This window comes from Micromonospora sp. NPDC051300 (genome assembly GCF_044455315.1).
GTDB classification, from domain to species: domain Bacteria; phylum Actinomycetota; class Actinomycetes; order Mycobacteriales; family Micromonosporaceae; genus Micromonospora; species Micromonospora robiginosa.
The window spans coordinates 143513-167489 of sequence record NZ_JBITEP010000007.1 but is presented as its reverse complement, the minus strand read 5'-3'; the positions used below and the strand labels follow the sequence as shown (position 1 = coordinate 167489).

Here is a 23977-nt window from a genome sequence, read left to right as displayed (position 1 = left end):
AGACGATGCGCGGTCGCGGGGGCGACTGCGGCACAACCGGCTGCGGGCCGGTCGCCGGTTGCCTACCGTCGGTGGTGATGGGCAGGCAGCAGGGGTGGCACCGACCGGCCCGGCGTCGCCGGCCGATGCGCGCGGGTGTGCTGGTCGCCGTCCTGGGGCTGGGCACCTGCCTGATCGGGGTGGCCGGGTTGGCGGTGTGGAACGCCCAGGTGGTGTTGCAGGCCGGCGGGCCGGTGCGGGAGGCCACCGACGGGTTCTTCCGGGACGTGGCCGCCGGCGACACCGACCGGGCGTACGGGCGGCTGTGCCGCGAGGCGCGCGGGCGGTGGAGCCAGGCCGGGTTCGGCAGTTGGGTGCGCACGCCGCCGCTGGTCAGCGGCTACGAGATCGTCGACGTGTCGGTCAAGACCCGGGCCGGCCGTCCGCGCGCCACGGTGCTGGTGCGGCTGAACCGCGACGGCGGCGGCAGCGAGGAACGCGAGCTGCCGGTGGTGTCGGAGGACGGGAGTTGGCGGGTGTGCGGGGATCCGTTCTGACGCTCAGGCCCGCGGGCCGAGGTCGCCGGAGCGGTAGTGTCGCCGGCACAGCACCTGGTAGCGCACGTCGGCGGTGTCGACGGTGTCGCCGATGACCACCTGCGCGCCCTCGCGGACCACCCGGCCGTCGACCACCCGGGCGTTGAGCAGCCCCTCGCGGCCGCACCAGCACAGCACCTCGACCTGGATGCGGGCCACCTCGTCGGCGAGTTCGAACAGCCGTTGCGCGGCCGGGAAGAGGCAGGAGCGGAAGTCGGTGGCCAGGCCGAAGGCGTAGACGTCGACGTCGAACTTGTCGACCAGCTCGGCCATCTGCTCGACGTGCTCCAGGTCGTAGAAGGACGCCTCGTCGCAGATCAGGTAGTCCACGCGTACCCCCTCGGCCCACGCGGAGCGGACCAGGTCGCGCAGGTCGAGGCCGTCGGTGACCTCGATCGCCTCGTGGGCCAGGCCGATGCGGGTGGTGACCTGCGGGCCCAGCGAGCGGTCGATGCGGGTGGTGACCAGGCCGCGGCGGCCCTGCCGGGCGTGGTTGTAGTTCATCTGCAACGCCATCGTGGACTTGCCGCAGTCCATCGGGCCCCAGAAGAACTTCAGCGCGGCGGCGTGCAGGGGCCGGCCGTCGACGCCGCGGGCGGCGGCGCAGCCACCGGCGCGGTCGTCGCCGGGCCCCGGCAGGGGGCGGGCCAGGCAGGTCGGGGCGGCAGCGGCGTCGTCGGTCACGTCGGGGCAGCCTAGCCGATCGACGCCGCCGCATACCGGCCGCGATGATCGACCGGGTGGGCTCAGAGCACGCGGGGCGGGGTGTTGCCGGCGGCGAGGATGGCCCGGCGCATCGGCACGGCGGCCAGCAGCGCGAAGCCGACCACGAAGAAGATCAGCAGGGAGACCAGGCCGACCCGGTAGGAGGAGGTGAGCTGGAAGACCAGGCCGAAGGCGAGCGGGCCGAGCCAGCTCGTGCCCTTGTCGCTGATCTCGTAGAAGCCGTAGTACTCGCCCTCCTTGCCGGCGGGGATGAGCTGGCTGAACAGCGACCGGCTCAGCGCCTGGCTGCCGCCGAGGACCAGGCCGATGCAGCCGCCGAGGATCATGAACGGCACCGGCGCCTCGGCGGGCAGCCGGAACGCCGCGATGATCACGCCGGTCCAGAGCACCAGCGACAGCAGCACGGTCTTCCAGGCGCCGATGCGCCTGGCGAGCGCGCCCAGGGCGAGCGCGCCGCCGAACGCGAGGAACTGCACCAGCAGGATGGTCACGATCAGCGTGCTCTGCTCCAGCCGCAGCTCCTCGGTGCCGTACTGGCTGGCGAGGGTGATGACGGTCTGGATGCCGTCGTTGAAGACCAGGAAGGCGAGCAGGAAGAACAGCGTCAGCGGGTACGCCTTGACCTCGCGCAGGGTGCGGCCGAGCTGCCGGAAGCCGTCGGTGAGCACGTTGCCGCCGCCGTGCAGCGCGGCGGCGGTGGGGTGTTCGCGCAGCCAGCGCAGCGGCAGCAGGGTGAACGCGGCCCACCACACGCCGGCCGAGACGATCGACCACCGGGCCAGGTCGAGGGTGCGCTGCGCGTTGCCCTCCTCGCTGAGCATCGTGACCGCGACCAGGTTGAGCGCGAGCAGCAGCCCGCCGCCGAGGTAGCCGATGGCCCAGCCGCGGCTGGAGATGCCGTCGCGGTCGTCCGGGCCGCCGAGCTGCGGCAGGAACGAGTTGTAGACCACCACGGCGGCGCCGAAGGCGATGTTCGCGACCAGGAACAGCGCGCCGCCGAGCAGGTAGCGCTCGCCGGTGACGAACGCGAACGCGATGGTCGCCCCGGCGCCGGTGAACGCGGCGGCGGCGAGCAGCCGCTTCTTGTGCGCCGACCGGTCGGCGATCGCGCCGACCACGGGCAGCACGAACACGGTGAGGAAGACCGACAGCGAGATCAGGTACGGATAGTAGGAGCCGGCGGCGACCCGGATGCCCAGCGGGTGCACCACGCCGTCGCAGGTGTCGGCGCCCAGCTCGCAGCCGGCGGCCAGCTCGGTGACGGTGGTCAGGAACGGCCCGAGGAAGACCGTGATGACAGTGGTCTGGAACGCGGAGTTCGCCCAGTCGTAGAAGTACCAGCCGGTGCGCTCGCGGCGGGTGCTGCCCGGTCGGGCGGGCTCGGCGACGGCGGGGGTGACCGTATCGGCCATCGGGCGGTCCTCGGGTGGGTCAGGCGGCCCAGAGGCCGCGGCTGCGGTAGACGTCGCGGAGCACGCCGACGTGATCGGTCATGATGCCATCCACCCCAAGATCAAGTAAGTGGTGCATCTGGGCAGGTTCGTCGATCGTCCAGACGTGCACCTGCAACCCGATCCGGTGGCAGTAGGCGATCAACCGCCGGTCCACCACCGGGATCCGCCCGTAGGAGACCGGCACCTGCGCGGCGACCACCGACGGCGGCAGCCGCAACGACCGCCCGTGCAGCGAGGCCATCCGCAGCCGGGCCACGCCGCGCATACCGAGGCTGGTGGCGACCTTCGGCCCGGCCAGGGCCCGCAGCCGGGTCAGCCGGGCGTCGGAGAAGGAGGCGAGCAGCACCCGGTCGGCGGCGCCGGCGCTCTCGATCGCGGCGACGGTGGGCGCGGCCGCACCGTCGGCCTTGACGTCGACGTTGAACCGGATCTCCGGCCAGGCGGCGAGCACGTCGTCGAGGCGGGGCACCACGGCGGCCCCGCCGACGCGCACCGAGGCGAGGTCGGCCCAGCGCAGGTCGGCGATGCGCCCCGGTTCGCCGGTGACGCGGCGCAGCGTCGGGTCGTGGAAGACCACCGGCACGCCGTCGGCGGTGGCGTGCACGTCGGTCTCCACGTACCGGTAGCCCAGCGCGACGGCACGGGCGAACGCGGCGGCGGTGTTCTCGTCGCCGTCGGCCGCGCCGCCGCGGTGGGCGAAGGCCAGCGGCGCGGGCGCGTCGAGGTAGCCGTGTCGGGGCTGCACGCCGGCAGTATGCCGGGCGGAGGCGACGCTCGGGTGGCCGGCAGCCGAATTTCCTTATCCTTCCCTGTGAGGGCTACCCTAGGGTGCGATGAGTAACGACATGTACTCGGTGGAGCAGGTGGCAGCGCGGCTCGGGCTGCACGTGCGCACGGTCCGCGGCTACATCCGCGCCGGCCGGCTGCCCGCGACGCGGATCGGCAAGCAGTACCGGATCGCCCGCGCCGACCTCGACGCGTTCACCGGCCGGCCCGCGCGACCGGCCGCCCCGGCGGCGGAGGTGTCCGGCATCGTGGCGCTCGACGGCGTCGACCGGGCCGCCGCCGACCGGCTCGCCACGCTGGTGCTGGCCGGCGCCAACACCCACCCCGACCCGGGCCGTCCGCTGCGCGTGCAGACGGTCCACGACGAGGAGCGGCACCATATGAAGATCATCGTCCTCGGCGACCTGGGCGCCACCGCCGAGCTGCTGCGCCTGCTCGACGCGGTGCTCGACGGCGACAACGGCCTGCTCTCCGGGGAGACCCACGGTGGCTGACGAGCTGCACGAGCGGGCCGGCGTCACGGTGCTGGTCTGCGACCCGGCCGGCCCGCCGATCGCCACCGAGGCCGACGCGCTGGACCTGATCGGCGCGGCGTTCGCCGGCGCCACAGTGGTGGCGGTGCCCGCCGAGCGACTCGACCCGAGCTTCTTCGCGTTGGGCACCCGCTTCGCCGGGGAGGTCATGCAGAAGTTCGTCAACTACCGGCTGCGCCTGGTGGTGGTCGGCGACATCTCCGCGCACCTGGCCGCCAGTGGCGCGCTGCGCGCGCTGGTCGCCGAGTCCAACCGCCACGACCAGGTCTGGTTCGTCCCCGACCTGCCCACCCTCGACGCCCGCCTGCGCGCCGCCTCGTAACCCCCGCCGATCTTGCACTTTCGGCCCCCGTTCGGGGACGGTTTGCCCGATACATCCGGGCAGCAAGTGCAAGATCGGCGGGGGAGGGGCTCAGCGCAGCCAGCCGGCGGTCAGGGCGGTCACTCCCAGGCCGTCGGTGTCGGCCAGCTTCACCGCGACGAACTGGCGGGCGGCGGCCGAGGTCTGCACCCGGGGCGCGGGCTCCGGATCGGTGAGCGTCGCCACCACCGCCGCGGCGGCATCGGCGGGGGACTGCGCGGCCGCGAACGCGCCGGCGCTGCGCTCGAGGTACGCGCGCAGCGCCGGCCCGTACGGCCCGGCGGCGGTGACGGCGGTGTCCGGGTCGACGCCGACGTTGGCGACGAACTCGCTGGCCACCGCGCCGGGCTCGACCACGCAGACGCTGACGCCCACGGTGGCCATGACCGGGGCCAGCGACTCCATGAACCCCTCGACGGCGAACTTCGCCGCGCAGTACGCCTCGTTGAACGGCTGCCCGACGACCCCGCCGACGCTGGTCACGGTGATCAGCCGGCCGTTCGCGGCGCGCAGGTGCGGCAGGGCGGCGCGGCTGACGTGCAGGACGCCGAAGAAGTTGACCTCCATGACCGCCCGCACGTCGTCGACGCTCTCGCGTTCGAGCGTGCCGACGTGTCCGGCGCCGGCGTTGTTGACCACCGCGTCGAGCCGGCCGTGGTGGGCCACCACGTCGGCGACGCAGGCGGTGACCGAGGCCTGGTCGACGACGTCGAGCCGGCGTACCTCCAGCAGGTCGCCGACCCCGGCGGCGTCGGCGGCGGCGCGCAGCGGGCCGGCGCGGTCCGGGTCGCGCAGCGTGGCGACGGTGCGCCAGCCGGCGCGGGCGGCGCCCACGGCGGTGGCCAGGCCGATGCCGGTGGAGGTGCCGGTGATCAACACGACGGGTGCGTCCACGCCTGTCACGGTCTCACCCCGGCGGCGCGGGCGCGCCGGGTTCAGCCGGTTCGGTGCCGCCGGTGCGCGCGGCTGAGGTCGACCGGGCGGCCGGGGTCCACGTGGCGCGGCCGGTCCGGCTCGTGCGGGCGCAGCGGGGCCAGGGTGTCGGTGATCGCGTCGATGATCCGGTCGGTGGCGTGCCGGGCCGCGCCGGGCACGCCGGGGCGCAGGTCGCGCAGGGCCACCGGGGCGCCGAAGTGCACCCGGATCACCGGGCGGCGGCGCAGCGCCCGGGCCAGGGCGCGCAGCATCCCCTTGGGGGCGCGGTAGGGCAGCACCTCGTGCGAGCCCCACTGGGCGACCGGGACGACGGCGGCGCCGCTGGCGAAGGCGAGCCGGGCCGCGCCGGTCTTACCCCGCTCCGGCCACATGCCGGGGTCCAGGCCGATGCGGCCCTCGGGGTAGACCAGCACCACCGACCCGCCGGCCACCGCCTCGGCGGCGATCTCCAGCGACCGGTGCACGGCGGTGGTGCCCCGATCGACGCGGATGTGCCCGGCGCGGCGCATCAGCGCGCCGAGCACCGGAGTGCGGAACAGCCCGCCGGTGGCCATGATCCGGGGGGCGACCCGGCGGGCCCGGCAGGCGGCGGCGAGCACCACCGGGTCGAACGGGCTGATGTGGTTGGCCGCCAGGATCAGCGGCCCGCGCCGCAGGTCGGCCGGCACGTCGCCGGTGACCTCGAGCCGGCCGATCAGCGCCACGACGGCGTGGGCGAGGGTCTGCGCGCCGCGCCACAGCAGCGGCGCGCGCCAGGGGGAGGTGTCCATCAGTGGTGGATGGTCGCACGCCCCGGAGTGATCCCGGGGCCCGGGACGGGCCCTGCGACAAGGTGATCAGGGTCATTGGTCCCGGGTCGGTTCGGGACCTGCGACCCTGACGTTTTCACTACGACGCCGAGTAGTATCTACTACGTCTCGTAGTACGAAGGCTGGGGGTTCCAGGTGGACGCGTTGGACGTCGCCCGCTGGCAGTTCGGTGTCACCACCGTCTACCACTTCTTGTTCGTGCCGTTGACCATCGGCCTGTCCGTGCTGGTCGCGATCCTGCAGACGATGTGGCACCGCACCGGCAACGAGCGCTACCTGAAACTCACCAAGTTCTACGGCAAGCTCTTCCTCATCAACTTCGCGATGGGCGTGGTCACCGGCATCGTGCAGGAGTTCCAGTTCGGCATGAACTGGAGCGACTACTCCCGCTTCGTCGGCGACATCTTCGGCGCGCCGCTGGCCATCGAGGCGCTCGTCGCGTTCTTCCTGGAGTCCACGTTCATCGGCCTGTGGATCTTCGGCTGGGACCGGCTGCCCAAGCGGCTGCACCTGGCCGCGATCTGGGCCGCGGCCATCGGCACCAACCTGTCGGCCTACTTCATCCTCGCCGCCAACTCGTTCATGCAGAACCCGGTCGGCTTCCGGATCAACCCGGACAGCGGCCGCGCCGAGCTGACCGACTTCGTCGCCGTGCTCACCAACAAGGTCGCCCTGGTCACCTTCCCGCACACCCTCGCCGGGTCGTTCCTCGTCGCCGGGTCCCTGGTGGTCACCGTCGGACTGTGGCACGTGATGCGCAACCGCGGCAGCGCCGACAACGGCGCCTACCGCTTCGCCACGACGTTCGGCTCCTGGGTGGTGCTGGTCTCCTCGGCGCTGGTGGTGCTCACCGGCGACATCCAAGGCAAGATCATGACCGAGGTGCAGCCGATGAAGATGGCCGCCGCCGAGGGCCTCTACACCACCGAGAGCCCCGCCTCGTTCTCCGTGCTCACCGTCGGCAGCCTCGACGGCAGCCGCGAGGTCTTCGCCCTCAAGATCCCCTACCTGCTGTCGTTCCTCGGCACCGGCGACCCCCACGGCACCGTGCAGGGCATCAACGACCTGCAGGCCCAGTACGCCAGCCAGTACGGCCCCGGCAACTACGCCCCGATCATCCCGGTCACCTACTGGAGCTTCCGCTTCATGATCGGCTTCGGGTTGGCCGCCGCCGCGATCGCCCTGCTGGTGCTCTGGAGCCAGCGCAAGGGCCGCACCCCCACCAGCCGCTGGCTGCTGCGCGCCGGCCTGGTCATGCCGGTGCTGCCACTGCTGGCCAACTCCTTCGGCTGGATCTTCACCGAGATGGGCCGCCAGCCCTGGATCGTCTTCGGCGAGATGCTCACCCGCAACGGCGTGTCCCGCAGCGTCTCGCTGACCGAGGTGCTCACCTCGTTCACCGCCTTCACCCTCATCTACGCCACCCTCGCGGTGATCGAGTTCAAGCTGCTGGTCCGCTACGCCCGCGCCGGCGTACCCGACGTCAGCGACGAACCCGCCGACGACGACACCGACGACGCCGAGCGCCCGCTCGCGTTCGCCTACTGACCCGGAGCCCACCGTGGAACTGACGACCGTCTGGTTTCTCCTCGTCGCCGTGCTCTTCACCGGCTACTTCATCCTCGAAGGCTTCGACTTCGGCGTCGGCATGCTGCTGCCCGTGCTCGGCCGCGACGACAGGCAACGCCGCGTCCTGATCAACACCATCGGCCCGGTGTGGGACGGCAACGAGGTGTGGCTGATCACCGCCGGCGGCGCCATGTTCGCCGCGTTCCCCGAGTGGTACGCCACCCTGTTCTCCGGCTTCTACCTGCCGCTGCTGCTCATCCTGCTCGCCCTGATCGCCCGCGGCGTCGCCTTCGAATACCGGCACAAGCGCCCCGAGGCGTCCTGGAAACGCCGCTGGGACCAGGCGATCTTCTGGGGTTCGGCGGTGCCGGCCGTGCTGTGGGGCGTGGCGTTCGCCAACATCTTCCGGGGCGTGCCGCTGGACGCCGACCACGAGTACGTCGGCGGCCTGCTCGACCTGCTGCACCCGTACGCGCTGCTCGGCGGCCTGACCACACTGGGCCTGTTCCTCACCCACGGCGCGGTGTTCCTCGCGCTCAAGACCACCGGCGACATCCGCGAACGCGCCGGCGCCCTCGCCGTCAAGCTCGGCGCCGGCACCGCCGTGGCCGCGGTGGCGTTCCTCGGCTGGTCGCTGACCATCCGCTCCAGCGCCGCCGCCGTCGTGCTCGCCGCCGGCGCCGCGCTCGCCCTGCTCGGCGGCCTCGCCGCGGCCCGGGTACGCCGCGAGGGCTGGGCGTTCACCGGCACCGCCGTGGCCATCGCGCTGGCCGTGGCCACCCTGTTCGCCGCGCTGTTCCCGAACGTGCTGCCGTCCACCGGCGACCCGGCCGGCACGCTCACCGCCGTCAACGCCGCGTCCACCCCGTACACCCTGAAGATCATGACCTGGGTGGCGGTGGTGTTCACCCCGATCGTGCTCGCCTATCAAGGTTGGACCTACTGGGTGTTCCGCCGCCGAATCGGGGTACAGAACATTCCGCAACACTGATGGACCTGTGGGCGCAGGGGTACGCGGGGCCGGGGCGAGGGGGTCGCACCGGCCCCGCGGGGCGTCCGGACCCCGCTCAGCGCGCCTCGCGCAACTCGGCCAGCCGCGCCTCGATCTCGGCCAGCTCGGCGCGCAGCTTCTCCGCCTGCTGCTCCGCCTCGGCCCGCTCGGCGGCCAGGATCTGCTCCACCGCCTCCTGCACCCCGGGCACGTCCACCAGCGCCACCATCCGCAGCGCCTCCGCCGGCTTCACCACGTACGGCCGAGCGAGGGCCTTCGTGCCCTGCTGCGCGGCGACCGTCCACTCGCCCTCGGCGTAGGCGAGCGTCACGGTCAACCCGGCCGGGCTCTTCGGCTTCGCCGCCTTCACCGCCCGCTTCGCCGGCTTCGCCTCCACCTGCTGCTGCTCCACCTTCGGCTCCTCCCGCCGCGGCGCCGGCACCCGCGGCGTGTCCAGCACGAACTCCGGCTCCGGAACCGCCGGCACGCTCGGCGGCGCCGGCTCCGGCTTCGCCTCGACGGCCGGCTTACGCCCGGCGCCCCGCGGCGCGACCGCCACGTCGGCGGGGGAGAAGGGCAACTCGTCGCGGCCGAAACGCACCACCACGAACTCCTCCGACGCCGCCGGGTCGGTCAACTCCACCACCTGCCCGAGCTGCCCGGCCATCTGCCCGGCCGCCTCGGTGAACACCACCCGCGGCTTCCGGCCCGCCGCCAACGACTCACGGATCTGCTGGACCTCGTCAGTGGACAAACCCTGGACCGCCATCACGCCACGCCCTCTTCCGTACACCTGTCTGATTGCCGCCCTTGATACCAGGCCGGGCCGACAGCGCGGCGATCAGCCCCCGAGCGCGCGCAACGCCGCGTCGGCGTGCTCGTTCATGCTCAGCTCGCTGTGCACCACGGCCAGCACCCGCCGGTCCGCGCCGATCACGAACGTCATCCGCCGGGTGCTCAACGCGCCAAGCGGCAGGCGCCGCCGCACCCCGAACGCGCCGGCCACCGCGCCGTCGACGTCCGACAGCAGCGGATAGTCGAAGTCGTGCCGCCGGGCGAACTCCGCCTGCCGCTGCACCGGGTCGCGGCTGATCCCCACCCGCGTCGCGCCCAGCGCCGCGAACTCCGCCGCCAGGTCCCGGAAGTGGCAGCTCTCCGCCGTGCACCCGCGGGTCATCGCCGCCGGGTAGAAGAACAGCACCACCGGACCGGCGGCCAGGAACTCCGACAGCCGCCGCGGCGCGCCCGTCTGGTCCGGCAGCGTGAAGTCCTCGACCAGGTCACCGACACCGACACCCACCACGAACCTCCCGCGCCCGACGACCGATGCGGTGAGCCTAGGCGATCACCCCCACGCCGCCACCACCTCGTCGGCCACGGCCGCGGCCTGCGCGAACCCGGCACGCGCCGACGCCGCCCGCCGCGTCGGGTCCAGCACGTTGCGCCCGATCGCCGCGCGCGCCGCCCGGTCCGGCGCCACCACCGCCACCCGCGCCCCCGCCGACCGCAACGCCGCCACCTGCACCGACAACCGCGGCATCGGCCCGACCGCGGCGCTCGTCGGCGCCAACACCACCACCCGTTCGGCGCCGGCGGCCAGATCCGCGTTCACCGGCGAACGCACCCCGCCGTCGACGAAGCGCCGCCCACCCACCGTCACCGGCGGCCACACCCCGGGCACCGCGCAACTCGCCCCCACCGCGTCCACCAACGGCACCCCGCTGCCGGCGTCGAACACCACGAACTCACCCGACGCCGCGTCGACCGCGGTGACCAGCAGCCGCCGCGCCGGCCACACCGTCGCCGGCAACCGCGCCGCGATCACCGCCCGCCGCGACTCCTCCGACGGGGTACGCGCCGACAACGCCAACGCGCCCACCCGCGCCCGGGCCCGCGCCGCGTCCCGACCCCGCGCACCGGCCCACGCCCACCGGGCCAGCACGCCCAGCCCCAACCGCGCCGGCACCTCGTCGCGCGGCGGGCGCAACTGCGCCGCGTACAGCTGCGCGAGCGGCGTCCCCGAGCACACCTGCGCCCCCACCACCGACCCGGCGGACGTGCCCACCACCAGGTCCGCCTCGTCGCACGCCACACCCCGCTCGGCCAGCCCGGCCAGCAGCCCCAGCTCCCAGGCCACCCCGGTCACCCCACCACCGCCCAGCACCAACGCCCGCCCCATGTGACAGTCCTCTCCGTCCCCGGTGGTCCCGCACACGGTAACGTCGCCTCCACCAGCGGGGCAGGGGAGAACGCATTGACCTGGATCACCATCGTCACCGGCGGTGGACGCGGCATCGGCGCGGCCACGGCCCGACGGCTCGCCGCCGACGGGCACGACCTGGTCCTCGGCTACCGCGCCGACCACGACGCCGCCGCGGCCGTGGCCGCCGACGTGCGCGCCGCCGGCCGCCGCGCCGTCACCGTCGCCGCCGACACGACCGACCCCGCGCAGGTGGCGCGGCTCTTCGCCGCCGCCGACCGGCTCGGTCCGCTCACCGGCCTGGTCAACAACGCCGGCGTCACCAGCCCCATCGGCGCGTTCACCGACCTGCGCGCCGAGGACCTGCGCGAGGTCGTCGACGTCAACCTCGTCGGCTACGTGCTCTGCGCCCAGCAGGCCGCCCGCCGGATGGGCGCCGGCGGCGCGATCGTCAACGTGTCCTCAGCCGCCGCGACACTCGGCAGCCCCGGCGAGTACATCCACTACGCCGCCGTCAAGGCCGCCACCGACACCCTCACCGTCGGCCTGGCCAAGGAACTCGCGCCGCGCGGCATCCGGGTCAACGCCGTCGCCCCCGGCATCATCCGCACCGACATCCACGCCCGCTCCGGCGTGCCCGACCGCCCCGACCGCGCCGCCGGGCGCATCCCGCTGGGCCGCGCCGGCGAACCCGACGAGGTCGCCGGCGCGATCGCGCACCTGCTCGGCCCGGACGCCTCCTACACCACGGGCGCGGTGCTGCGCGTCGCCGGCGGCCTCTGACGACGGCGGCGGCCCGGGGGAGACACCCCGAGCCGCCGCCCGCCCGCCGATCAGTGCGTGAACAGCTTCGCCGCCGTGATCACCGTCTGCACCACGCCGTAGCCCAGCAGCACGGCCGCCACCAGCCACGACACCACCAGGTGGACCTGCTGCCCGCCACCGCTGCGCTCGTTCACGACCCGCTCCGCTCCGCCGTCACCGGCTGCCCGTCCGTCATCTCGTCCCGGCCCGACGCCGGCTCGTGGAACCGCTGCGGCACCGGCCGGATCAGCAGGTTCGCCACCAACCCCACCGCCAGCACCCCGACCATGGTGAACAGCGCCGGCCGGTACGCCGACGCGGTCAACGACCCCGGCTCGCCCTGCGCGTCGAGGAACGCGTTGACGATCAGCGGCCCGGCCACCCCCGCCGCCGACCACGCGGTCAACAGCCGGCCGTGGATCGCGCCCACCTCGAACGTGCCGAACAGGTCCCGCAGGTAGGCCGGCGCGGTCGCGAACCCACCGCCGTAGAACGACAGGATCACGCACGCCAGCAGCACGAACAGCGCCGTCGCACTCTGCCCCACCAACGCCAGCAGCAGGTACAGCACCAACCCGACACCCAGGTACACCACGTAGATCGGCTTACGGCCGATCACGTCCGACGTCGAGGACCACACGAACCGGCCGGCCATGTTGAACAGCGACAGCAGCCCGACGAACCCGCCGGCCGCCGCCACCGACACCGCCGAGGTGCCGTTGTCCCGGAAGAAGTCCTGGATCATCGGGCTGGCCTGCTCCAGGATGCCGATCCCGGCGGTCACGTTGCAGAACAGCACCACCCACAGCAGCCAGAACGACCGGGTCTTCACCGCGTTCGCCGCCGACACGTTCGCGGTGGTCACCATCGGCTTCGCCGCCACCGTGGCCGGGTCGAACCCGGCCGGGCGCCAGTCCGGCGCCGGCACCCGCACGTTGAACACCCCGAACATCATGATCACGAAGTAGCCGACACCGAGCGTCACGAACAACCACACCAGTGCCGAACCCGACGCCGTCGACCCGCTGTTCGACGGGTCGTACCCGGGGTCGAAGAACGACAGCAACTGCCGCGACAGGGGAGAGGCCACCATCGCCCCGCCACCGAACCCCATGATCGCCAACCCGGTGGCCAGACCCGGCCGGTCCGGGAACCACTTGATCAACGTGGAGACGGGGGAGATGTAGCCGATCCCCAGCCCGATGCCGCCCAGCACCCCGTACCCCAGGTACAGCAGCCACAACTGCGACGTCGCGATGCCCAGCGCGCCCACCAGGAAACCGGCCGCCCAGAAACACGCCGAGACGAACATCGCCTTGCGCGGCCCGTTCGCCTCCACCCACGTGCCGGCCACCGCGGCCGACAACCCCAGCATCACGATGGCGATGCTGAAGATCACGCCGATCGCCGTCTGCCCGGTGTCGAAGTGCGCGATCAGGGAGTTCTTGTACACGCTCGTCGCGTAGACCTGCCCGATGCAGAGATGGATCGCCAGCGCCGCCGGCGGGATCAGCCACCGGCTGTACCCCGGCGGCGCGACGGTGTGCCGACGATCGAGTGCGGAAAGCATCAGTGCTTCCTCCGTCCAGATGGCGAGAACCCCTCGCTTCATGCCCCCACCGCACGCTGCGCCCAAACCCACCCCGCGCCCGACGGTCGAAACCCTGAGCCGAGCGGTCGACGCCACCCCCGCCCGTCGCCCGACGACCACCCAGCGTGACCGCCGGTCGGGATGCGACGATGAGCCGGTGAAGATCCTGTCCATCCAGTCCTCGGTCGCCTACGGCCACGTCGGCAACTCCGCCGCCGTGTTCCCGCTGCAACGCCTCCGGCACGAGGTGTGGCCGGTGCTGACCGTGCACTTCTCCAACCACACCGGCTACGGCGCCTGGCGCGGCCCGCTGCTCGCCCCCACCGACGTCGCCGACGTCATCGCCGGCATCGCCGACCGCGGCGTGCTCGGCACCGCCGACGCCGTGCTCTCCGGCTACCAGGGCGACCCCGCCGTCGGCGCCGTCATCCTCGACACCGTCGCCCAGGTCAAAGCCGCCAACCCCGCCGCGCTCTACTGCTGCGACCCGGTGATGGGCGACGTCGGACGCGGCATGTTCGTCCGCCCCGGCATCCCCGAATACCTCCGCGACACCGTCGTGCCCCGCGCCGACATCGTCACCCCCAACCAGTTCGAGCTGGAGTTCCTCGCCGACCGCCGCACCGACACCCTCGACGACCTGCTCGCCGCCGTCGACACCGTCCGCGCCACCGGCCCCGACCACGTCCTGGTCACCAGCGTCCTGCACGGCGACCTGCCCGCCGACCACCTCGACGTCGTCGCCGTCTCCACCGCCGGCGCCTGGGCCGTCACCACCCCACTGCTACCGATCAGCCCCAACGGCGGCGGCGACGTCACCGCCGCCCTCTACCTGGCGCACCTCGCCACCACCGGCTCACCCGAGACCGCCCTCGAACACACCACCAACTCGATCTTCGCGGTCCTCGAGGCCACCCTCGCCGCCGGCACCCGCGAACTGCAACTCGTCGCCGCCCAGGACGCCATCGCCGACCCGCCCACCCGGTTCACCGCCCGCCGGCTGCGCTGACCCCCGCCGCGCGGGGCAGCCCACCCGGGTCCGCCCCGCGCGGCGAAACACCCACCCAGAAGGTGGCCGACACCCCGACCCGCCAGCGAAGATGCACCCGTGCGACCCGACGACCCCGCGTTCGCCCAACGCCTACGCGACCTCACCCGGCTACGCCGCGTCCGCGACCGCATCGACCGCGAGTACGCCCGCCCCCTCGACGTCGAAGCCCTCGCCCGCGGCGAACACATGTCCGCCGGACACCTCAGCCGCCAGTTCCGCCAGACCTACGGCGAATCCCCGTACGCCTACCTCATGACCCGCCGCATCGAACGCGCCATGGCCCTGCTGCGCCGCGGCGACCTCAGCGTCACCGACGTCTGCTTCGCCGTCGGCTGCCAGTCCCTGGGCACCTTCAGCACCCGCTTCACCGAACTCGTCGGCGAACCACCCAGCGCCTACCGCGCCCGACACGCCCCCGACACCCCCGAACCCCCCACCTGCCTCACCAAACAGGCCGCCCGACCGATCAGGAATCGAGAAGCCCGCACCGAGCCACCCCCGCTAGCGTGACCACCATGACGATCACCATCCACTACGCCTTCCTGCCCCACACCGACGCCGACGCCGCCATCGCCTTCTACCGCGACACCCTCGGCTTCGACCTGCGCAACGACGTCGGCCAGGGCGACACCATGCGCTGGCTCACCGTCGGCCCACCCGAGCAACCCGAGACCGGCATCGTCCTGCACCCACCGGCCGTCGACCCCGGCATCACCGACGACGAACGCCGCACCATCCACGAACTCATCGCCAAGGGCAGCTACGGCGCCCTCACCCTCGCCACCGACGACCTCGACGGCCTGTTCGACCGCCTGACGGCCAGCGGCGCCGACGTCGTCCAGGAACCGACCGACCAGCCCTACGGCGTCCGCGACTGCGCCTTCCGCGACCCCACCGGCAACCTCATCCGCATCAACCAGCGACGCTGACCGGAAGGCGTACCGTACCCTGTACGGTACGCCTTCCGGCCCGCCGCGCCGGCCCCGACACCGCACCAACCGGACGGAGACCCATGCCCAAGGCCCACGCCGACAGCCACGACGTCATCCGCGTCCACGGCGCCCGCGAGAACAACCTGCGCAACGTCGACGTCGAACTGCCCAAACGCCGCCTCACCGTCTTCACCGGCGTCTCCGGCTCCGGCAAGAGCTCCCTGGTCTTCGCCACCATCGCCGCCGAGTCCCAACGCCTCATCAACGAGACCTACAGCGCCTTCCTCCAGGGCTTCATGCCCACCCTGTCCCGACCCGAGGTCGACATCCTCGAAGGCCTCACCACCGCCATCATCGTCGACCAGGAACGCATGGGCGCCGACCCCCGCTCCACCGTCGGCACCGCCACCGACGCCAACGCCATGCTCCGCATCCTCTTCAGCCGCCTCGGCGACCCCCACATCGGCCCACCCAACGCCTACTCCTTCAACGTCCCCTCCGTCCGCGCCGCCGGCGCCATCACCGTCGACCGCGGCCCCGGCAAGACCCAGACCAAGAAGGGCACCTTCACCCGCCTCGGCGGCATGTGCCCCCGCTGCGAGGGCCGCGGCGCCGTCACCGACTTCGACCTCACCGTCCTCTACGACGCCGACCGCACCCTCAACGAGGGCGCCATCACCATCCCCGGCTACAGCATGGACGGCTGGTACGGCCGCATCTTCCGCGCCAGCGGCATGTTCGACCCCGACAAGCCCATCCGCGACTACACCGACCGGGAACTGCACGACCTCCTGCACAAGGAGCCCACCAAGGTCAAGGTCGAGGGCATCAACGTCACCTACACCGGCCTCATCCCGGCCATTCAGAAGTCCATGCTGGCCAAGGACGTCGACGCCATGCAGCCCCACATCCGCGCCTTCGTCGAACGCGCCGTCACATTCACCACCTGCCCCGACTGCGACGGCACCCGCCTGGCCCCCGAAGCCCGCTCCTCGACGATCAACGGCATCAACATCGCCGACGCCTGCGCCATGCAGATCAGCGACCTCGCCACCTGGGTACGCGCCCTGCACGACCCCTCCGTCGCCCCGCTGATCGCCGCGCTGGGGGACACCCTCGACTCCTTCGTCGAGATCGGCCTCGGCTACCTCAGCCTCGACCGCCCCGCCGGCACCCTCTCCGGCGGAGAGGCCCAACGCACCAAGATGATCCGCCACCTCGGCTCGTCGCTCACCGACGTCACCTACGTCTTCGACGAACCCACCATCGGCCTGCACCCGCACGACATCACCCGGATGAACAACCTCCTGCTGCGCCTGCGCGACAAGGGCAACACCGTCCTGGTCGTCGAACACAAACCGGAGACCATCGCCATCGCCGACCACGTCGTCGACCTCGGTCCCGGGGCCGGCACCGACGGCGGCACCATCTGCTACGAGGGCACCGTCACCGGCCTGCGCGCCAGCCACACCGTCACCGGCCGCCACCTCGACGACCGCGCCACCCTCAAGGACACCGTCCGCACCCCGACCGGCACCCTGCCCATCCGCGGCGCCGCCACCCACAACCTGCGCGACGTCGACGTCGACATCCCACTCGGCGTCCTGGTCGTCGTCACCGGCGTCGCCGGCTCCGGCAAGAGCAGCCTCGTGCACGGCTCACTCGGCCGACGCGACGACGTCGTCAGCATCGACCAGACCGCCATCCGCGGCTCCCGCCGCAGCAACCCGGCCACCTACACCGGCCTGCTCGACCCCATCCGCAAGGCCTTCGCCAAGGCCAACGGCGTCAAGCCCGCCCTGTTCAGCGCCAACTCCGAAGGCGCCTGTCCCACCTGCAACGGCGCCGGCGTCATCTACACCGACCTCGGCATGATGGCCGGCGTCGCCAGCACCTGCGAGGACTGCGAGGGCAAGCGCTTCCAGGCCGCCGTCCTCGACTACCACCTCGGCGGCCGCGACATCAGCGAGGTCCTCGCCATGCCGGTCGGCGAGGCCGAGAAGTTCTTCGGCGCCGGCGACGCGCGCATCCCGGCCGCCCACGCCATCCTCGACCGGCTCGCCGACGTCGGTCTCGGCTACCTCACCCTCGGTCAACCCCTGACCACGCTGTCCGGAGGGGAGCGGCAGCGGCTCAAGCTCGCCACCCGGATGGGGGACCGGGGTGGCGTCTACGTCCTCGACGAGCCGACCACCGGCCTGCACCTGGCCGACGTCGCCCAACTGCTCGGCCTGCTCGACCGGTTGGTCGAATCCGGCAAGTCGGTCATCGTCATCGAGCACCACCAGGCGGTCATGGCGCACGCCGACTGGATCGTCGACCTCGGTCCGGGCGCCGGGCACGACGGCGGCCGGATCGTCTTCGAGGGCACCCCGGCCGACCTGGTCGCGGCCCGGTCCACGCTGACCGGCGAACACCTCGCCGCCTACGTCGGCGCCTGACCCCGTCGGGGCGGCGATGCCGGACATCGCCGCCCCGCACGATAGGTTCGATAATCTACATTATGTCAAGTAAGCCGGATCGGGGCCTCCCCGCGCCTCACTCCACCACCGGATCCGCCAGCACCGCGACCAACGCCCGCGCCTGCTCCTCGTCCGGGCCCCGCGCGAGCGTCACGAGCGCCTTCCACAACGCCCAGCCGCGCGCCCGCCGCCACGCGTCGGCCGGCAACCCGACCGCGTCGGCGAACACCGCGCGCTCCGCGCCCACGCACCACGTCCACGCCGGCACCAGATCGCAGGCCGGGTCGCCGACCCCGCACTGCCCGAAGTCGATCACCGCGGCGAGACGCCCGTCCGCCACGAGCAGGTTCCCGGCGGAGACGTCGCCGGGCACCACACCGGCGCCTGCGGCCAGGCCGACGTCACCGCCCGCGCCCACACCGCCCGGCAGGCCGCGGCGTCCACCCGGGCACCGAGCACCGCCAACGCCTGCTCGACCTCGTCGCCGTAGACGCTCGGGTGGCAGCCCCGGAACGCGGAATGCCGCCCGGCGACCGGCCCGCCCGCGGTCGGGACCCGCCGCAGCGCCGCCAGCAGGGCGCCGAGGTCGCGGGCCACGGCGACGCGGTCGAGGTCGTGGGCGGCCGCCAGGGTGTCGCCGGGCAGCCACCGTCGCACCGACCAGGGGTACGGGTAGTCGGCGCCTGGTGCGCCGGTGGCGACCGGTTCGGGCACCGGCAGCGGCAGGTGGCGGGCCAGGATCGGCAGGCACCGGTCCTCCTTGGCGATGCCGGCGGCGTAGCCCTCGGCGCTGGGCAGTCGGACCGCCAGCTCGTCGCCGAGGCGGAAGGTCCGGTTGTCCCACCCCTGCCGGGTCACGGCGGCGACCGGCAGGTGCGCCCATCGCGGGAACTGCGCGGCGACGAGGGTGCGGACGAGGTCGTCGTCGATCTCCACCATGCGGCCCAGTCTGCGGGTCGTGGCAATCGCTTTACCCGCCCCGCTCTCCCCCGGGTGGCGGCCTGGCGCGAACACGAAAATCATGCATAATATCCCTTATGCATGACAAACCGGACGAAGCAGTCGGGGTGTTGATCGAGGAGTTCCTGACCGCCCGGACCACCCGCAAGCCCTCCCCCCACACCCTGGCGGCGTACCGGCGGGACCTGTACGCGGTGGCGGCGCTGGCGACCGGCGACGACGCCACTCCCCTCCCCCCGGGCCGGCTGCCGGTCACCGCCCTCTCCCCCCGGGTGATGCGCGCGGCGTTCGCCCGGTTCGCCGCTCCCCGCGCCGCCGCCTCCGTGCACCGCGCCTGGTCCACCTGGAACAGCTTCTTCACGTTCCTGGTGGCCGAGGGCGTCGTACCCGGGAATCCGATGCCGGCGGTGGGGCGCCCGCGCACGCCGCTCCCCCGGCCCAAGCCGCTGCGCGGCGAGGACACCCCGGAGGAGTTGCTGGCGGCGGTGGCGCGGGCCGAGGGCCGCCAGCGCGACCCGTGGCCGGAACGGGACCTGGCGGTGCTGGCGCTGGCGCTGTGCGCGGGCCTTCGCCTGTCGGAGCTGCTGGCGTTGCGGGTGTCGTCGGTGGTCGGGCGGGACGGCGAGCGGCGCGTCGAGGTGGCGGGCAAGGGTGGCCGGCCCCGGACGGTGCCGATCGAGGCCGGTGTGGACCGGGTGCTGAGCGGCTATCTGGAGAGCCGGCGGGCGCGGTTCGGGGGGCGCAGTGTGCGGCCGGACGGGCCGTTCCTGGTGGACCGGCGGGGTGAGCCGTTGCGTCGGGGTGGCCTGCAGTATCTGGTGGAGTCGTGTTACCGGCGGGCGGGCATCGGTGACCGGGTGCCGCGCGGGGCGCGGTTGCACGCGTTGCGGCACACGTTCGCGACGCGGTTGGCGGAGGACGGGGCGGGCGCGGCGGAGATCATGCGGTTGCTGGGGCACGCGTCGTTGGCGTCGTCGCAGACGTACATCGAGGTGACGGCGGGCCAGCAGCGGGCGGCGGTGGCGGCGAACCGGACGAACCGCGCGTTGTCCGGGTTGTCGGGTCCCTAGCGGGGTGTGGTCGGGTAGTCGGCGTCGCGGGAGAGGCTCTCGTTGGCCCGGATGTCGGCGGCCTTGTCGTCGAGGGCGGCGGTGACCGTGTCGAACGCGGCGCTGCCGAGGACGAGGCGTCGCGGTGGCGGGTCCTGGTCCATCGCGGCGAGGACGGCGCGGGCGCCGCGCCGGGGGTCGCCGGGTTGGGTGCCGTGTTGGTCGATCATCGCGGTGCGGACCTGGTGGAGCATCGGCTGGTAGTCGGGGACGGTCTCGCGGATCGGCTGGTCGGCGAATCCGGCGTAGGCCTGGGTGCGGAAGGCGCCGGGTTCGACGGTGAGCACGCGGATGCCGAGGGGGGCGACCTCGTCGCGCAGCACGTCGGTCAGTCCTTCGATGGCGTGTTTGGCGGCGCTGTAGTAGCCGAACCCGGTGACCGGGCGCAGGCCGGCGGCGGAGGACATGGTGACGATCCAGCCGGTGCCGCGGGCGCGCATGCCGGGCAGGACGGCGCGGGTGACGGTCAGGACGGCGAAGAAGTTCAGTTCGAACAGGTGTCGCACGTCGGGGTCGGGGGTGCCCTCGACGGACCCGTACCAGCCGCGGCCGGCGTTGTTGACCAGCACGTCGATGCCGCCGAATCGGGACTCGGCGGTGGTGACGGCTTTGCGTACCTGGGCGGGGTCGGTCACGTCCAGGGGTAGGACGAGGGTGCGGTCCGGCTGGGTGGCCGCCCAGTCGCGTAGCGGTTCGGTGCGTCGGGCGGTGAGGACCACCCGGTCGCCGGCGTCGAGGGCGGCTTCGGCGTAGGCCATGCCGAAGCCGCCGGGACGCCGCCGGTGATGAACCAGGTTCTCGCGGCCCGGGTCGGGGTGGTCACGGTTCGATCACCAGGCGGGTGATCAGCCCGTCGTGGAGGGTGAAGCGGAAGTGCAGGTCGGCGGTGCCGCCGGGGAAGTCGCCTTCGAGGTGGTGCACGGCGTCGTAGTGCCGGTCGTCGACCTTGGCGGCGGTGGTGAGTTGGGTGGTGTAGGTGTATTCGCCTGTCGAGCGGGACAGCCAGTCGCGGATCTGCTCGGGTCCCTGGTGGTTGCGGCCTTCGTCGGTGACTGACGCGTCGGGGGTGAGGAGCGCGACGGCGGTGTCGAGGTCGCGTGCCTGGTGTGCGGTGAGGTATCGGGTGATCGTCTCGGGCAGTTCGTCGGGTGCGATGACGTCGGCTCGGGTCCAGTCGGTCGTGTCCATGTGCCCACCGTGAGGTCTCTCGTCGGGAGAGGGTCAAGTCGTCGGGTGTCCCGCGTGGGGAGGGTGCAGAGTGGGTGGTGTGCGGAGGGGGCTGACGATCGGTGAGTTCGCGACGGTGACCCAGTTGAGTGTGCGGACGTTGCGTCGCTATCACGAGGCCGGGCTGTTGGAGCCGGAGCGCGTTGATCCGTTCACCGGTTACCGCTACTACGGTACGGAGCAGATTCCGACGGCGCAGGTGATCCACCGACTGCGTGAGTTGGACGTGCCGTTGGCCGAGGTGCGGGCGATCCTGGCGACCGACGACCCGGATCGGCGTGCGGCGGTGGTCGCGGGGCACCTGCGTCGGCTGGAGGAGGCGTTGGAGCGTACCCGTGGGTCGGTGGTGGCGTTGCGGCGGTTGTTGGGTCCGCGGGACGGTGGGTTGTCGGTGGAGGTGCGGTCGGTGCCCGGGTGCGTGGTCGCCGGGGTTCGGGGTCGGGTCGAGTTGGCGGGGGCGGGCGCCTGGTACGACGGGGCGATGGCCGAGTTGGACGCGGTGTGGCCGGTGGGTGAGCGGGTCGGACCGCCGGGTGGGCAGTACGCCAACGAGTTGTTCACCGCTGGGGTGGGTGACGTGGTGGTGTACCGGCCGGTGCGTGATCCGCGCCCGTCGGGGCGGGTGGAGGTGGTCGAGTTGCCGGCGGCGGAGTTCGCGGTGGCGGTGCACGTCGGGCCGCACGACGACATCGACGTGACGTACGGGCGGCTCGGCGGGTGGGTGGTGGGGCACGCGTTGGCGGTGGACGGGCCGGTCCGGGAGACGTATCTGGTGGGGCCGCGCGACACGGGGGTGGCGGCGCAGTGGCGTACGGAGATCGGTTGGCCGGTGTTCCGGCTGTCGTCCGGATGAGTGGACGTGACGGGGCGGGGAGGTCGCCGATGCGGGTGGGTGCGGCGCGGGCGGTGGCGGTGGACTGGGTGCGGGAGCGGATGCTCGTCGATCCGTCGGTGGAGGGGGCGTTGTTCAGCGGGTCGACGGTGGGGTTGCCGGACGACGCGGTGTTGCCGGCGTCGTCGGACGTGGACGTGCTGCTGGTGCGGGACTCCCCCGGCGTGAAGGTGGGCAAGTTCGTGCGTCGGGGGGGTGTTGCTGGAGGTCAGTTCGGTGACGTGGGGGCAGGTGGGTGATCCGGAGGACGTGCTGGGGTCGTGGGTGTTCGCGCCGTTGTTCCGTGTGGACGGGGTGATCGCGGATCCGTCGGGGCGGTTGGCGGCGGTGCGTCGGCGGGTGGCGGCGGGGTTCGCGGATCCGGTGTGGGTGCGGCGGCGGTGCGCGGGGGTGCGGCGGCGGGTGGAGGACGGGTTGCGGGCGTGGGATGCGGGGGCGTCGTTGGCGGATCAGGTGTTGGGGTGGGTGTTCCCGACGTCGTTGGTGGCGGTGTGGCCGGCGGTGGCGGGGTTGGTGGATCCGACGGTGCGGCGGCGGTACGTGCGGGCGGCGGAGGTGTTGGGGGCGCACGGTTTCGGGGGGTGCTATCCGGAGTTGCTGGCGACGTTGGACGGCGGTGGGGTGGGCGCGGGGCGGGTGCGGGAGCATCTGGCCGGGTTGGCGGGGGTGTTCGAGGAGGTGTCGGGTCTGCCGCGGGACGGGTTCGCGTTCGGGGCGGATCTGGGTGCGGCGGGGCGGCCGGTGGTGTTCGACGGCGGCGCGGAGTTGGTGGCGGCGGGCCGGCACCGGGAGGCGATGTTCTGGGTGGTGGTGACGTACGCGCGGTGTCTGGCGGTGTTGGCGGCGGTGGCGCCGGAGCGGGAGCGGGTGTGGCGGCCGGGGTTGGCGGCGGCGTTGGCGGATCTGGGGGTGGGGTCGGTGGTGGATCGGCGGCGGCGGGTGGATGCGGTGTTGGCGTCGTTGCCGGCGTGGCAGTCGGTGGTGGATGCGGTGGCGCGGCGGGCTGTGGCAGGCTGAGGGGGACGCGACTGGCGGCACGGGGATGGGTGAACCATCGGGGAGCTCGTCGTGGGGGTCGACCGCCTGGGCCCCTGCGGGCGAGGTGTCGCATGTCTTCTTCTTCGGTTTCGGTGACGTCCGGTGCGACGGCGCGGTTGTTGCCGGGTGGGCCGGTGGCGGATCAGGTGTTGGCCGGGGTGGCCGCGTCGGTGGCGGAGCTTCGGGCGGCGGGGGTGACGCCGGCGTTGGCGACGGTGCTGGTGGGTGACGACGACGCGAGCGCGGGTTACATCCGGATCAAACAGCGGCAGGCGGCGGAGTTGGGGTTCGCGTCGCCGCACGTGCGTCTGCCGGCGTCGGCGTCACAGGCGGATCTGGGTGCGGTGTTGGCGGATTTCAACGCCGACTCGGGTGTGCACGGGGTGTTGGTGCAGCATCCGGTGCCGGGGCATCTGGACTACGACCGGGCGTTGGCCGGGCTGGATCCGGACAAGGACGTCGACGGGATGCATCCGGTGAACATGGGCCGGTTGGCGTTGGGGTTGCCGGGTCCGTTGCCGTGTACGCCGGCGGGGATCGAGGCGTTGTTGGCGTTTCACCGGGTGCCGGTGTCGGGTCGTGAGGTAGTGATCCTGGGTCGAGGTGCGACGTTGGGTCGGCCGTTGGCGATGTTGTTGGCGCAGAAGCGGCCGACGGCGAACGCGGCGGTGACTGTGGTGCACACGGGGGTGGCGGACTGGCCGCGGTTCACGCGGCGGGCGGAGATCCTGGTGGCGGCGGCGGGGGTGCCGGGGATCGTGCGGCCGGAGCATGTGCGCCCGGGTGCGGTGGTGGTCGGTGGTGGGGTGCGCTACGAGGGGCGGCGGTTGTTGCCGGACGTGGACGAGTCGTGTGCGGAGGTGGCGGGGGCGATCACGCCGCGGGTCGGTGGGGTGGGTCCGACGACGGTGGCGATGTTGTTCCGCAACGCGGTGGAGGCGGCGCGGCGGCTGTCCGGGGTGGGGTGAGTC

At 72.9% G+C, this 23977-nt stretch carries 29 protein-coding genes; 15 read left to right on the top strand and 14 right to left on the bottom strand.

Annotated features, from left to right (window positions below; all coding sequences use genetic code 11):
* Positions 1-77 precede the first annotated feature (77 nt).
* Complete coding sequence (locus ACIA5A_RS10700) at positions 78-536, top strand: hypothetical protein (RefSeq protein WP_396759258.1); 459 nt, start codon at positions 78-80, stop codon at positions 534-536.
* A gap of 3 nt (positions 537-539) precedes the next feature.
* Here ACIA5A_RS10700 and ACIA5A_RS10695 read toward each other — a convergent pair whose 3' ends face one another.
* The 3 genes from ACIA5A_RS10695 to ACIA5A_RS10685 all read right to left on the bottom strand — a co-directional run bounded on the left by ACIA5A_RS10695 (position 540) and on the right by ACIA5A_RS10685 (position 3500).
* Entirely contained in the window at positions 540-1259 is a 720-nt protein-coding gene (locus ACIA5A_RS10695; RefSeq protein ID WP_396759256.1) for a thymidine kinase, read from the bottom strand.
* Between the two features lie 62 nt (positions 1260-1321).
* On the bottom strand, positions 1322-2713 hold the full coding sequence (locus tag ACIA5A_RS10690; RefSeq protein WP_396759254.1) for an MFS transporter: 1392 nt from the start codon (positions 2711-2713) through the stop codon (positions 1322-1324).
* 19 nt (positions 2714-2732) lie between these two features.
* On the bottom strand, positions 2733-3500 hold the full coding sequence (locus ACIA5A_RS10685; protein WP_396759251.1) for a glycerophosphodiester phosphodiesterase: 768 nt from the start codon (positions 3498-3500) through the stop codon (positions 2733-2735).
* Positions 3501-3588: 88 nt separating this feature from the next.
* On the opposite strand from ACIA5A_RS10685, the gene ACIA5A_RS10680 reads away from it, so the two are divergent.
* Positions 3589-4035, top strand: a complete 447-nt coding sequence (locus ACIA5A_RS10680; protein ID WP_396759248.1) for a helix-turn-helix domain-containing protein — start codon at positions 3589-3591, stop codon at positions 4033-4035.
* Complete coding sequence (locus tag ACIA5A_RS10675) at positions 4028-4396, top strand: DUF4180 domain-containing protein (protein WP_396759245.1); 369 nt, start codon at positions 4028-4030, stop codon at positions 4394-4396. Before ACIA5A_RS10680 ends, ACIA5A_RS10675 begins: the two co-directional genes overlap by 8 nt.
* Positions 4397-4486: 90 nt before the next feature.
* Here ACIA5A_RS10675 and ACIA5A_RS10670 read toward each other — a convergent pair whose 3' ends face one another.
* Complete coding sequence (locus ACIA5A_RS10670; RefSeq protein ID WP_396759243.1) at positions 4487-5329, bottom strand: SDR family NAD(P)-dependent oxidoreductase; 843 nt, start codon at positions 5327-5329, stop codon at positions 4487-4489.
* Positions 5330-5370: 41 nt separating this feature from the next.
* Entirely contained in the window at positions 5371-6141 is a 771-nt protein-coding gene (locus tag ACIA5A_RS10665) for a lysophospholipid acyltransferase family protein (RefSeq protein ID WP_396759240.1), read from the bottom strand.
* Positions 6142-6315: 174 nt separating this feature from the next.
* Here ACIA5A_RS10665 and ACIA5A_RS10660 point away from each other — a divergent pair, with 174 nt between their 5' ends.
* Both ACIA5A_RS10660 and cydB read left to right on the top strand, forming a co-directional pair.
* Complete coding sequence (locus ACIA5A_RS10660; RefSeq protein WP_396759237.1) at positions 6316-7728, top strand: cytochrome ubiquinol oxidase subunit I; 1413 nt, start codon at positions 6316-6318, stop codon at positions 7726-7728.
* A 13-nt stretch (positions 7729-7741) separates the two neighbouring features.
* Positions 7742-8740 carry a cytochrome d ubiquinol oxidase subunit II gene (gene cydB / locus ACIA5A_RS10655; protein ID WP_396759234.1) on the top strand — a complete coding sequence of 333 codons (999 nt, stop codon included), beginning with the start codon at positions 7742-7744 and terminating at the stop codon, positions 8738-8740.
* Positions 8741-8816: 76 nt separating this feature from the next.
* Here cydB and ACIA5A_RS10650 read toward each other — a convergent pair whose 3' ends face one another.
* From ACIA5A_RS10650 to ACIA5A_RS10640, 3 genes are all read right to left on the bottom strand, one after another.
* Positions 8817-9509, bottom strand: a complete 693-nt coding sequence (locus tag ACIA5A_RS10650; RefSeq protein ID WP_396759231.1) for a hypothetical protein — start codon at positions 9507-9509, stop codon at positions 8817-8819.
* Between the two features lie 72 nt (positions 9510-9581).
* On the bottom strand, positions 9582-10040 hold the full coding sequence (locus ACIA5A_RS10645) for a peroxiredoxin (protein ID WP_396759228.1): 459 nt from the start codon (positions 10038-10040) through the stop codon (positions 9582-9584).
* 45 nt (positions 10041-10085) lie between these two features.
* Positions 10086-10919: a patatin-like phospholipase family protein gene (locus tag ACIA5A_RS10640; RefSeq protein WP_396759226.1), complete on the bottom strand. Its 834-nt coding sequence runs from the start codon at positions 10917-10919 to the stop codon at positions 10086-10088.
* 75 nt (positions 10920-10994) lie between these two features.
* On the opposite strand from ACIA5A_RS10640, the gene ACIA5A_RS10635 reads away from it, so the two are divergent.
* Complete coding sequence (locus tag ACIA5A_RS10635; RefSeq protein ID WP_396759223.1) at positions 10995-11723, top strand: SDR family oxidoreductase; 729 nt, start codon at positions 10995-10997, stop codon at positions 11721-11723.
* A 50-nt stretch (positions 11724-11773) separates the two neighbouring features.
* Here the strand turns inward: ACIA5A_RS10635 and ACIA5A_RS10630 are convergent, their stop codons facing one another.
* Together ACIA5A_RS10630 and ACIA5A_RS10625 are read right to left on the bottom strand one after the other, a co-directional pair.
* Positions 11774-11899 (bottom strand): hypothetical protein, encoded by a 126-nt coding sequence (locus ACIA5A_RS10630; protein WP_396759220.1) that lies wholly within the window; start codon positions 11897-11899, stop codon positions 11774-11776.
* Positions 11896-13314, bottom strand: a complete 1419-nt coding sequence (locus ACIA5A_RS10625) for an OFA family MFS transporter (RefSeq protein WP_396759217.1) — start codon at positions 13312-13314, stop codon at positions 11896-11898. Before ACIA5A_RS10625 ends, ACIA5A_RS10630 begins: the two co-directional genes overlap by 4 nt.
* Before the next feature lie 178 nt (positions 13315-13492).
* Between ACIA5A_RS10625 and pdxY the strand changes: the two genes are divergently transcribed.
* From pdxY to ACIA5A_RS10605, 4 genes are all read left to right on the top strand, one after another.
* Positions 13493-14344: a pyridoxal kinase PdxY gene (gene pdxY, locus ACIA5A_RS10620; protein WP_396759214.1), complete on the top strand. Its 852-nt coding sequence runs from the start codon at positions 13493-13495 to the stop codon at positions 14342-14344.
* 99 nt (positions 14345-14443) lie between these two features.
* The gene (locus ACIA5A_RS10615; RefSeq protein ID WP_396759211.1) at positions 14444-14896 is read left to right on the top strand and encodes a helix-turn-helix transcriptional regulator; all 453 of its coding nucleotides are present in this window, start codon (positions 14444-14446) and stop codon (positions 14894-14896) included.
* A 5-nt stretch (positions 14897-14901) separates the two neighbouring features.
* Positions 14902-15315 (top strand): VOC family protein, encoded by a 414-nt coding sequence (locus ACIA5A_RS10610; RefSeq protein ID WP_396759208.1) that lies wholly within the window; start codon positions 14902-14904, stop codon positions 15313-15315.
* Between the two features lie 83 nt (positions 15316-15398).
* Positions 15399-17759 (top strand): excinuclease ABC subunit UvrA, encoded by a 2361-nt coding sequence (locus tag ACIA5A_RS10605; RefSeq protein ID WP_396759205.1) that lies wholly within the window; start codon positions 15399-15401, stop codon positions 17757-17759.
* A gap of 97 nt (positions 17760-17856) precedes the next feature.
* Here the strand turns inward: ACIA5A_RS10605 and ACIA5A_RS10600 are convergent, their stop codons facing one another.
* Together ACIA5A_RS10600 and ACIA5A_RS10595 are read right to left on the bottom strand one after the other, a co-directional pair.
* Entirely contained in the window at positions 17857-18120 is a 264-nt protein-coding gene (locus ACIA5A_RS10600) for a phosphotransferase (RefSeq protein ID WP_396759202.1), read from the bottom strand.
* The gene (locus ACIA5A_RS10595) at positions 18093-18719 is read right to left on the bottom strand and encodes a phosphotransferase (RefSeq protein WP_396759200.1); all 627 of its coding nucleotides are present in this window, start codon (positions 18717-18719) and stop codon (positions 18093-18095) included. Before ACIA5A_RS10595 ends, ACIA5A_RS10600 begins: the two co-directional genes overlap by 28 nt.
* Before the next feature lie 98 nt (positions 18720-18817).
* On the opposite strand from ACIA5A_RS10595, the gene ACIA5A_RS10590 reads away from it, so the two are divergent.
* Entirely contained in the window at positions 18818-19810 is a 993-nt protein-coding gene (locus ACIA5A_RS10590; RefSeq protein ID WP_396759197.1) for a tyrosine-type recombinase/integrase, read from the top strand.
* Here ACIA5A_RS10590 and ACIA5A_RS10585 read toward each other — a convergent pair.
* The gene (locus ACIA5A_RS10585; protein ID WP_396759194.1) at positions 19807-20607 is read right to left on the bottom strand and encodes an SDR family NAD(P)-dependent oxidoreductase; all 801 of its coding nucleotides are present in this window, start codon (positions 20605-20607) and stop codon (positions 19807-19809) included. The genes ACIA5A_RS10590 and ACIA5A_RS10585 overlap by 4 nt on opposite strands.
* Before the next feature lie 61 nt (positions 20608-20668).
* Entirely contained in the window at positions 20669-21037 is a 369-nt protein-coding gene (locus ACIA5A_RS10580) for a nuclear transport factor 2 family protein (RefSeq protein WP_396759192.1), read from the bottom strand.
* Between the two features lie 79 nt (positions 21038-21116).
* On the opposite strand from ACIA5A_RS10580, the gene ACIA5A_RS10575 reads away from it, so the two are divergent.
* The 4 genes from ACIA5A_RS10575 (at position 21117) to ACIA5A_RS10560 (ending at position 23974) form a co-directional block, all read left to right on the top strand.
* A complete protein-coding gene (locus ACIA5A_RS10575) occupies positions 21117-21929 on the top strand; it encodes a MerR family transcriptional regulator (RefSeq protein WP_396759189.1) in 813 nt (270 codons plus the stop codon).
* Positions 21930-21958: 29 nt separating this feature from the next.
* Positions 21959-22207 carry a hypothetical protein gene (locus tag ACIA5A_RS10570; protein ID WP_396759186.1) on the top strand — a complete coding sequence of 83 codons (249 nt, stop codon included), beginning with the start codon at positions 21959-21961 and terminating at the stop codon, positions 22205-22207.
* The gene (locus ACIA5A_RS10565) at positions 22200-22985 is read left to right on the top strand and encodes a hypothetical protein (protein WP_396759183.1); all 786 of its coding nucleotides are present in this window, start codon (positions 22200-22202) and stop codon (positions 22983-22985) included. Before ACIA5A_RS10570 ends, ACIA5A_RS10565 begins: the two co-directional genes overlap by 8 nt.
* Positions 22986-23077: 92 nt before the next feature.
* Positions 23078-23974: a bifunctional 5,10-methylenetetrahydrofolate dehydrogenase/5,10-methenyltetrahydrofolate cyclohydrolase gene (locus ACIA5A_RS10560; RefSeq protein ID WP_396759514.1), complete on the top strand. Its 897-nt coding sequence runs from the start codon at positions 23078-23080 to the stop codon at positions 23972-23974.
* The last annotated feature ends 3 nt before the right edge of the window (positions 23975-23977 follow it).

What these genes read in the sequence shown, in the direction of transcription:
- ACIA5A_RS10625 (WP_396759217.1), bottom strand. Translation starts at nt 13,314, where the DNA reads ATGCTTTCCGCACTCGATCGTCGGCACACCGTCGCGCCGCCGGGGTAC.
- ACIA5A_RS10585 (WP_396759194.1), bottom strand. Translation starts at nt 20,607, where the DNA reads ATGGCCTACGCCGAAGCCGCCCTCGACGCCGGCGACCGGGTGGTCCTC.
- ACIA5A_RS10570 (WP_396759186.1), top strand. Translation starts at nt 21,959, where the DNA reads ATGCGGGTGGGTGCGGCGCGGGCGGTGGCGGTGGACTGGGTGCGGGAG.
- ACIA5A_RS10580 (WP_396759192.1), bottom strand. Translation starts at nt 21,037, where the DNA reads ATGGACACGACCGACTGGACCCGAGCCGACGTCATCGCACCCGACGAA.
- ACIA5A_RS10650 (WP_396759231.1), bottom strand. Translation starts at nt 9,509, where the DNA reads ATGGCGGTCCAGGGTTTGTCCACTGACGAGGTCCAGCAGATCCGTGAG.
- ACIA5A_RS10560 (WP_396759514.1), top strand. Translation starts at nt 23,078, where the DNA reads ATGTCTTCTTCTTCGGTTTCGGTGACGTCCGGTGCGACGGCGCGGTTG.
- ACIA5A_RS10665 (WP_396759240.1), bottom strand. Translation starts at nt 6,141, where the DNA reads ATGGACACCTCCCCCTGGCGCGCGCCGCTGCTGTGGCGCGGCGCGCAG.
- ACIA5A_RS10680 (WP_396759248.1), top strand. Translation starts at nt 3,589, where the DNA reads ATGAGTAACGACATGTACTCGGTGGAGCAGGTGGCAGCGCGGCTCGGG.
- ACIA5A_RS10595 (WP_396759200.1), bottom strand. Translation starts at nt 18,719, where the DNA reads ATGGTGGAGATCGACGACGACCTCGTCCGCACCCTCGTCGCCGCGCAG.
- ACIA5A_RS10690 (WP_396759254.1), bottom strand. Translation starts at nt 2,713, where the DNA reads ATGGCCGATACGGTCACCCCCGCCGTCGCCGAGCCCGCCCGACCGGGC.
- ACIA5A_RS10700 (WP_396759258.1), top strand. Translation starts at nt 78, where the DNA reads ATGGGCAGGCAGCAGGGGTGGCACCGACCGGCCCGGCGTCGCCGGCCG.
- ACIA5A_RS10605 (WP_396759205.1), top strand. Translation starts at nt 15,399, where the DNA reads ATGCCCAAGGCCCACGCCGACAGCCACGACGTCATCCGCGTCCACGGC.
- ACIA5A_RS10640 (WP_396759226.1), bottom strand. Translation starts at nt 10,919, where the DNA reads ATGGGGCGGGCGTTGGTGCTGGGCGGTGGTGGGGTGACCGGGGTGGCC.
- ACIA5A_RS10590 (WP_396759197.1), top strand. Translation starts at nt 18,818, where the DNA reads ATGCATGACAAACCGGACGAAGCAGTCGGGGTGTTGATCGAGGAGTTC.
- ACIA5A_RS10610 (WP_396759208.1), top strand. Translation starts at nt 14,902, where the DNA reads ATGACGATCACCATCCACTACGCCTTCCTGCCCCACACCGACGCCGAC.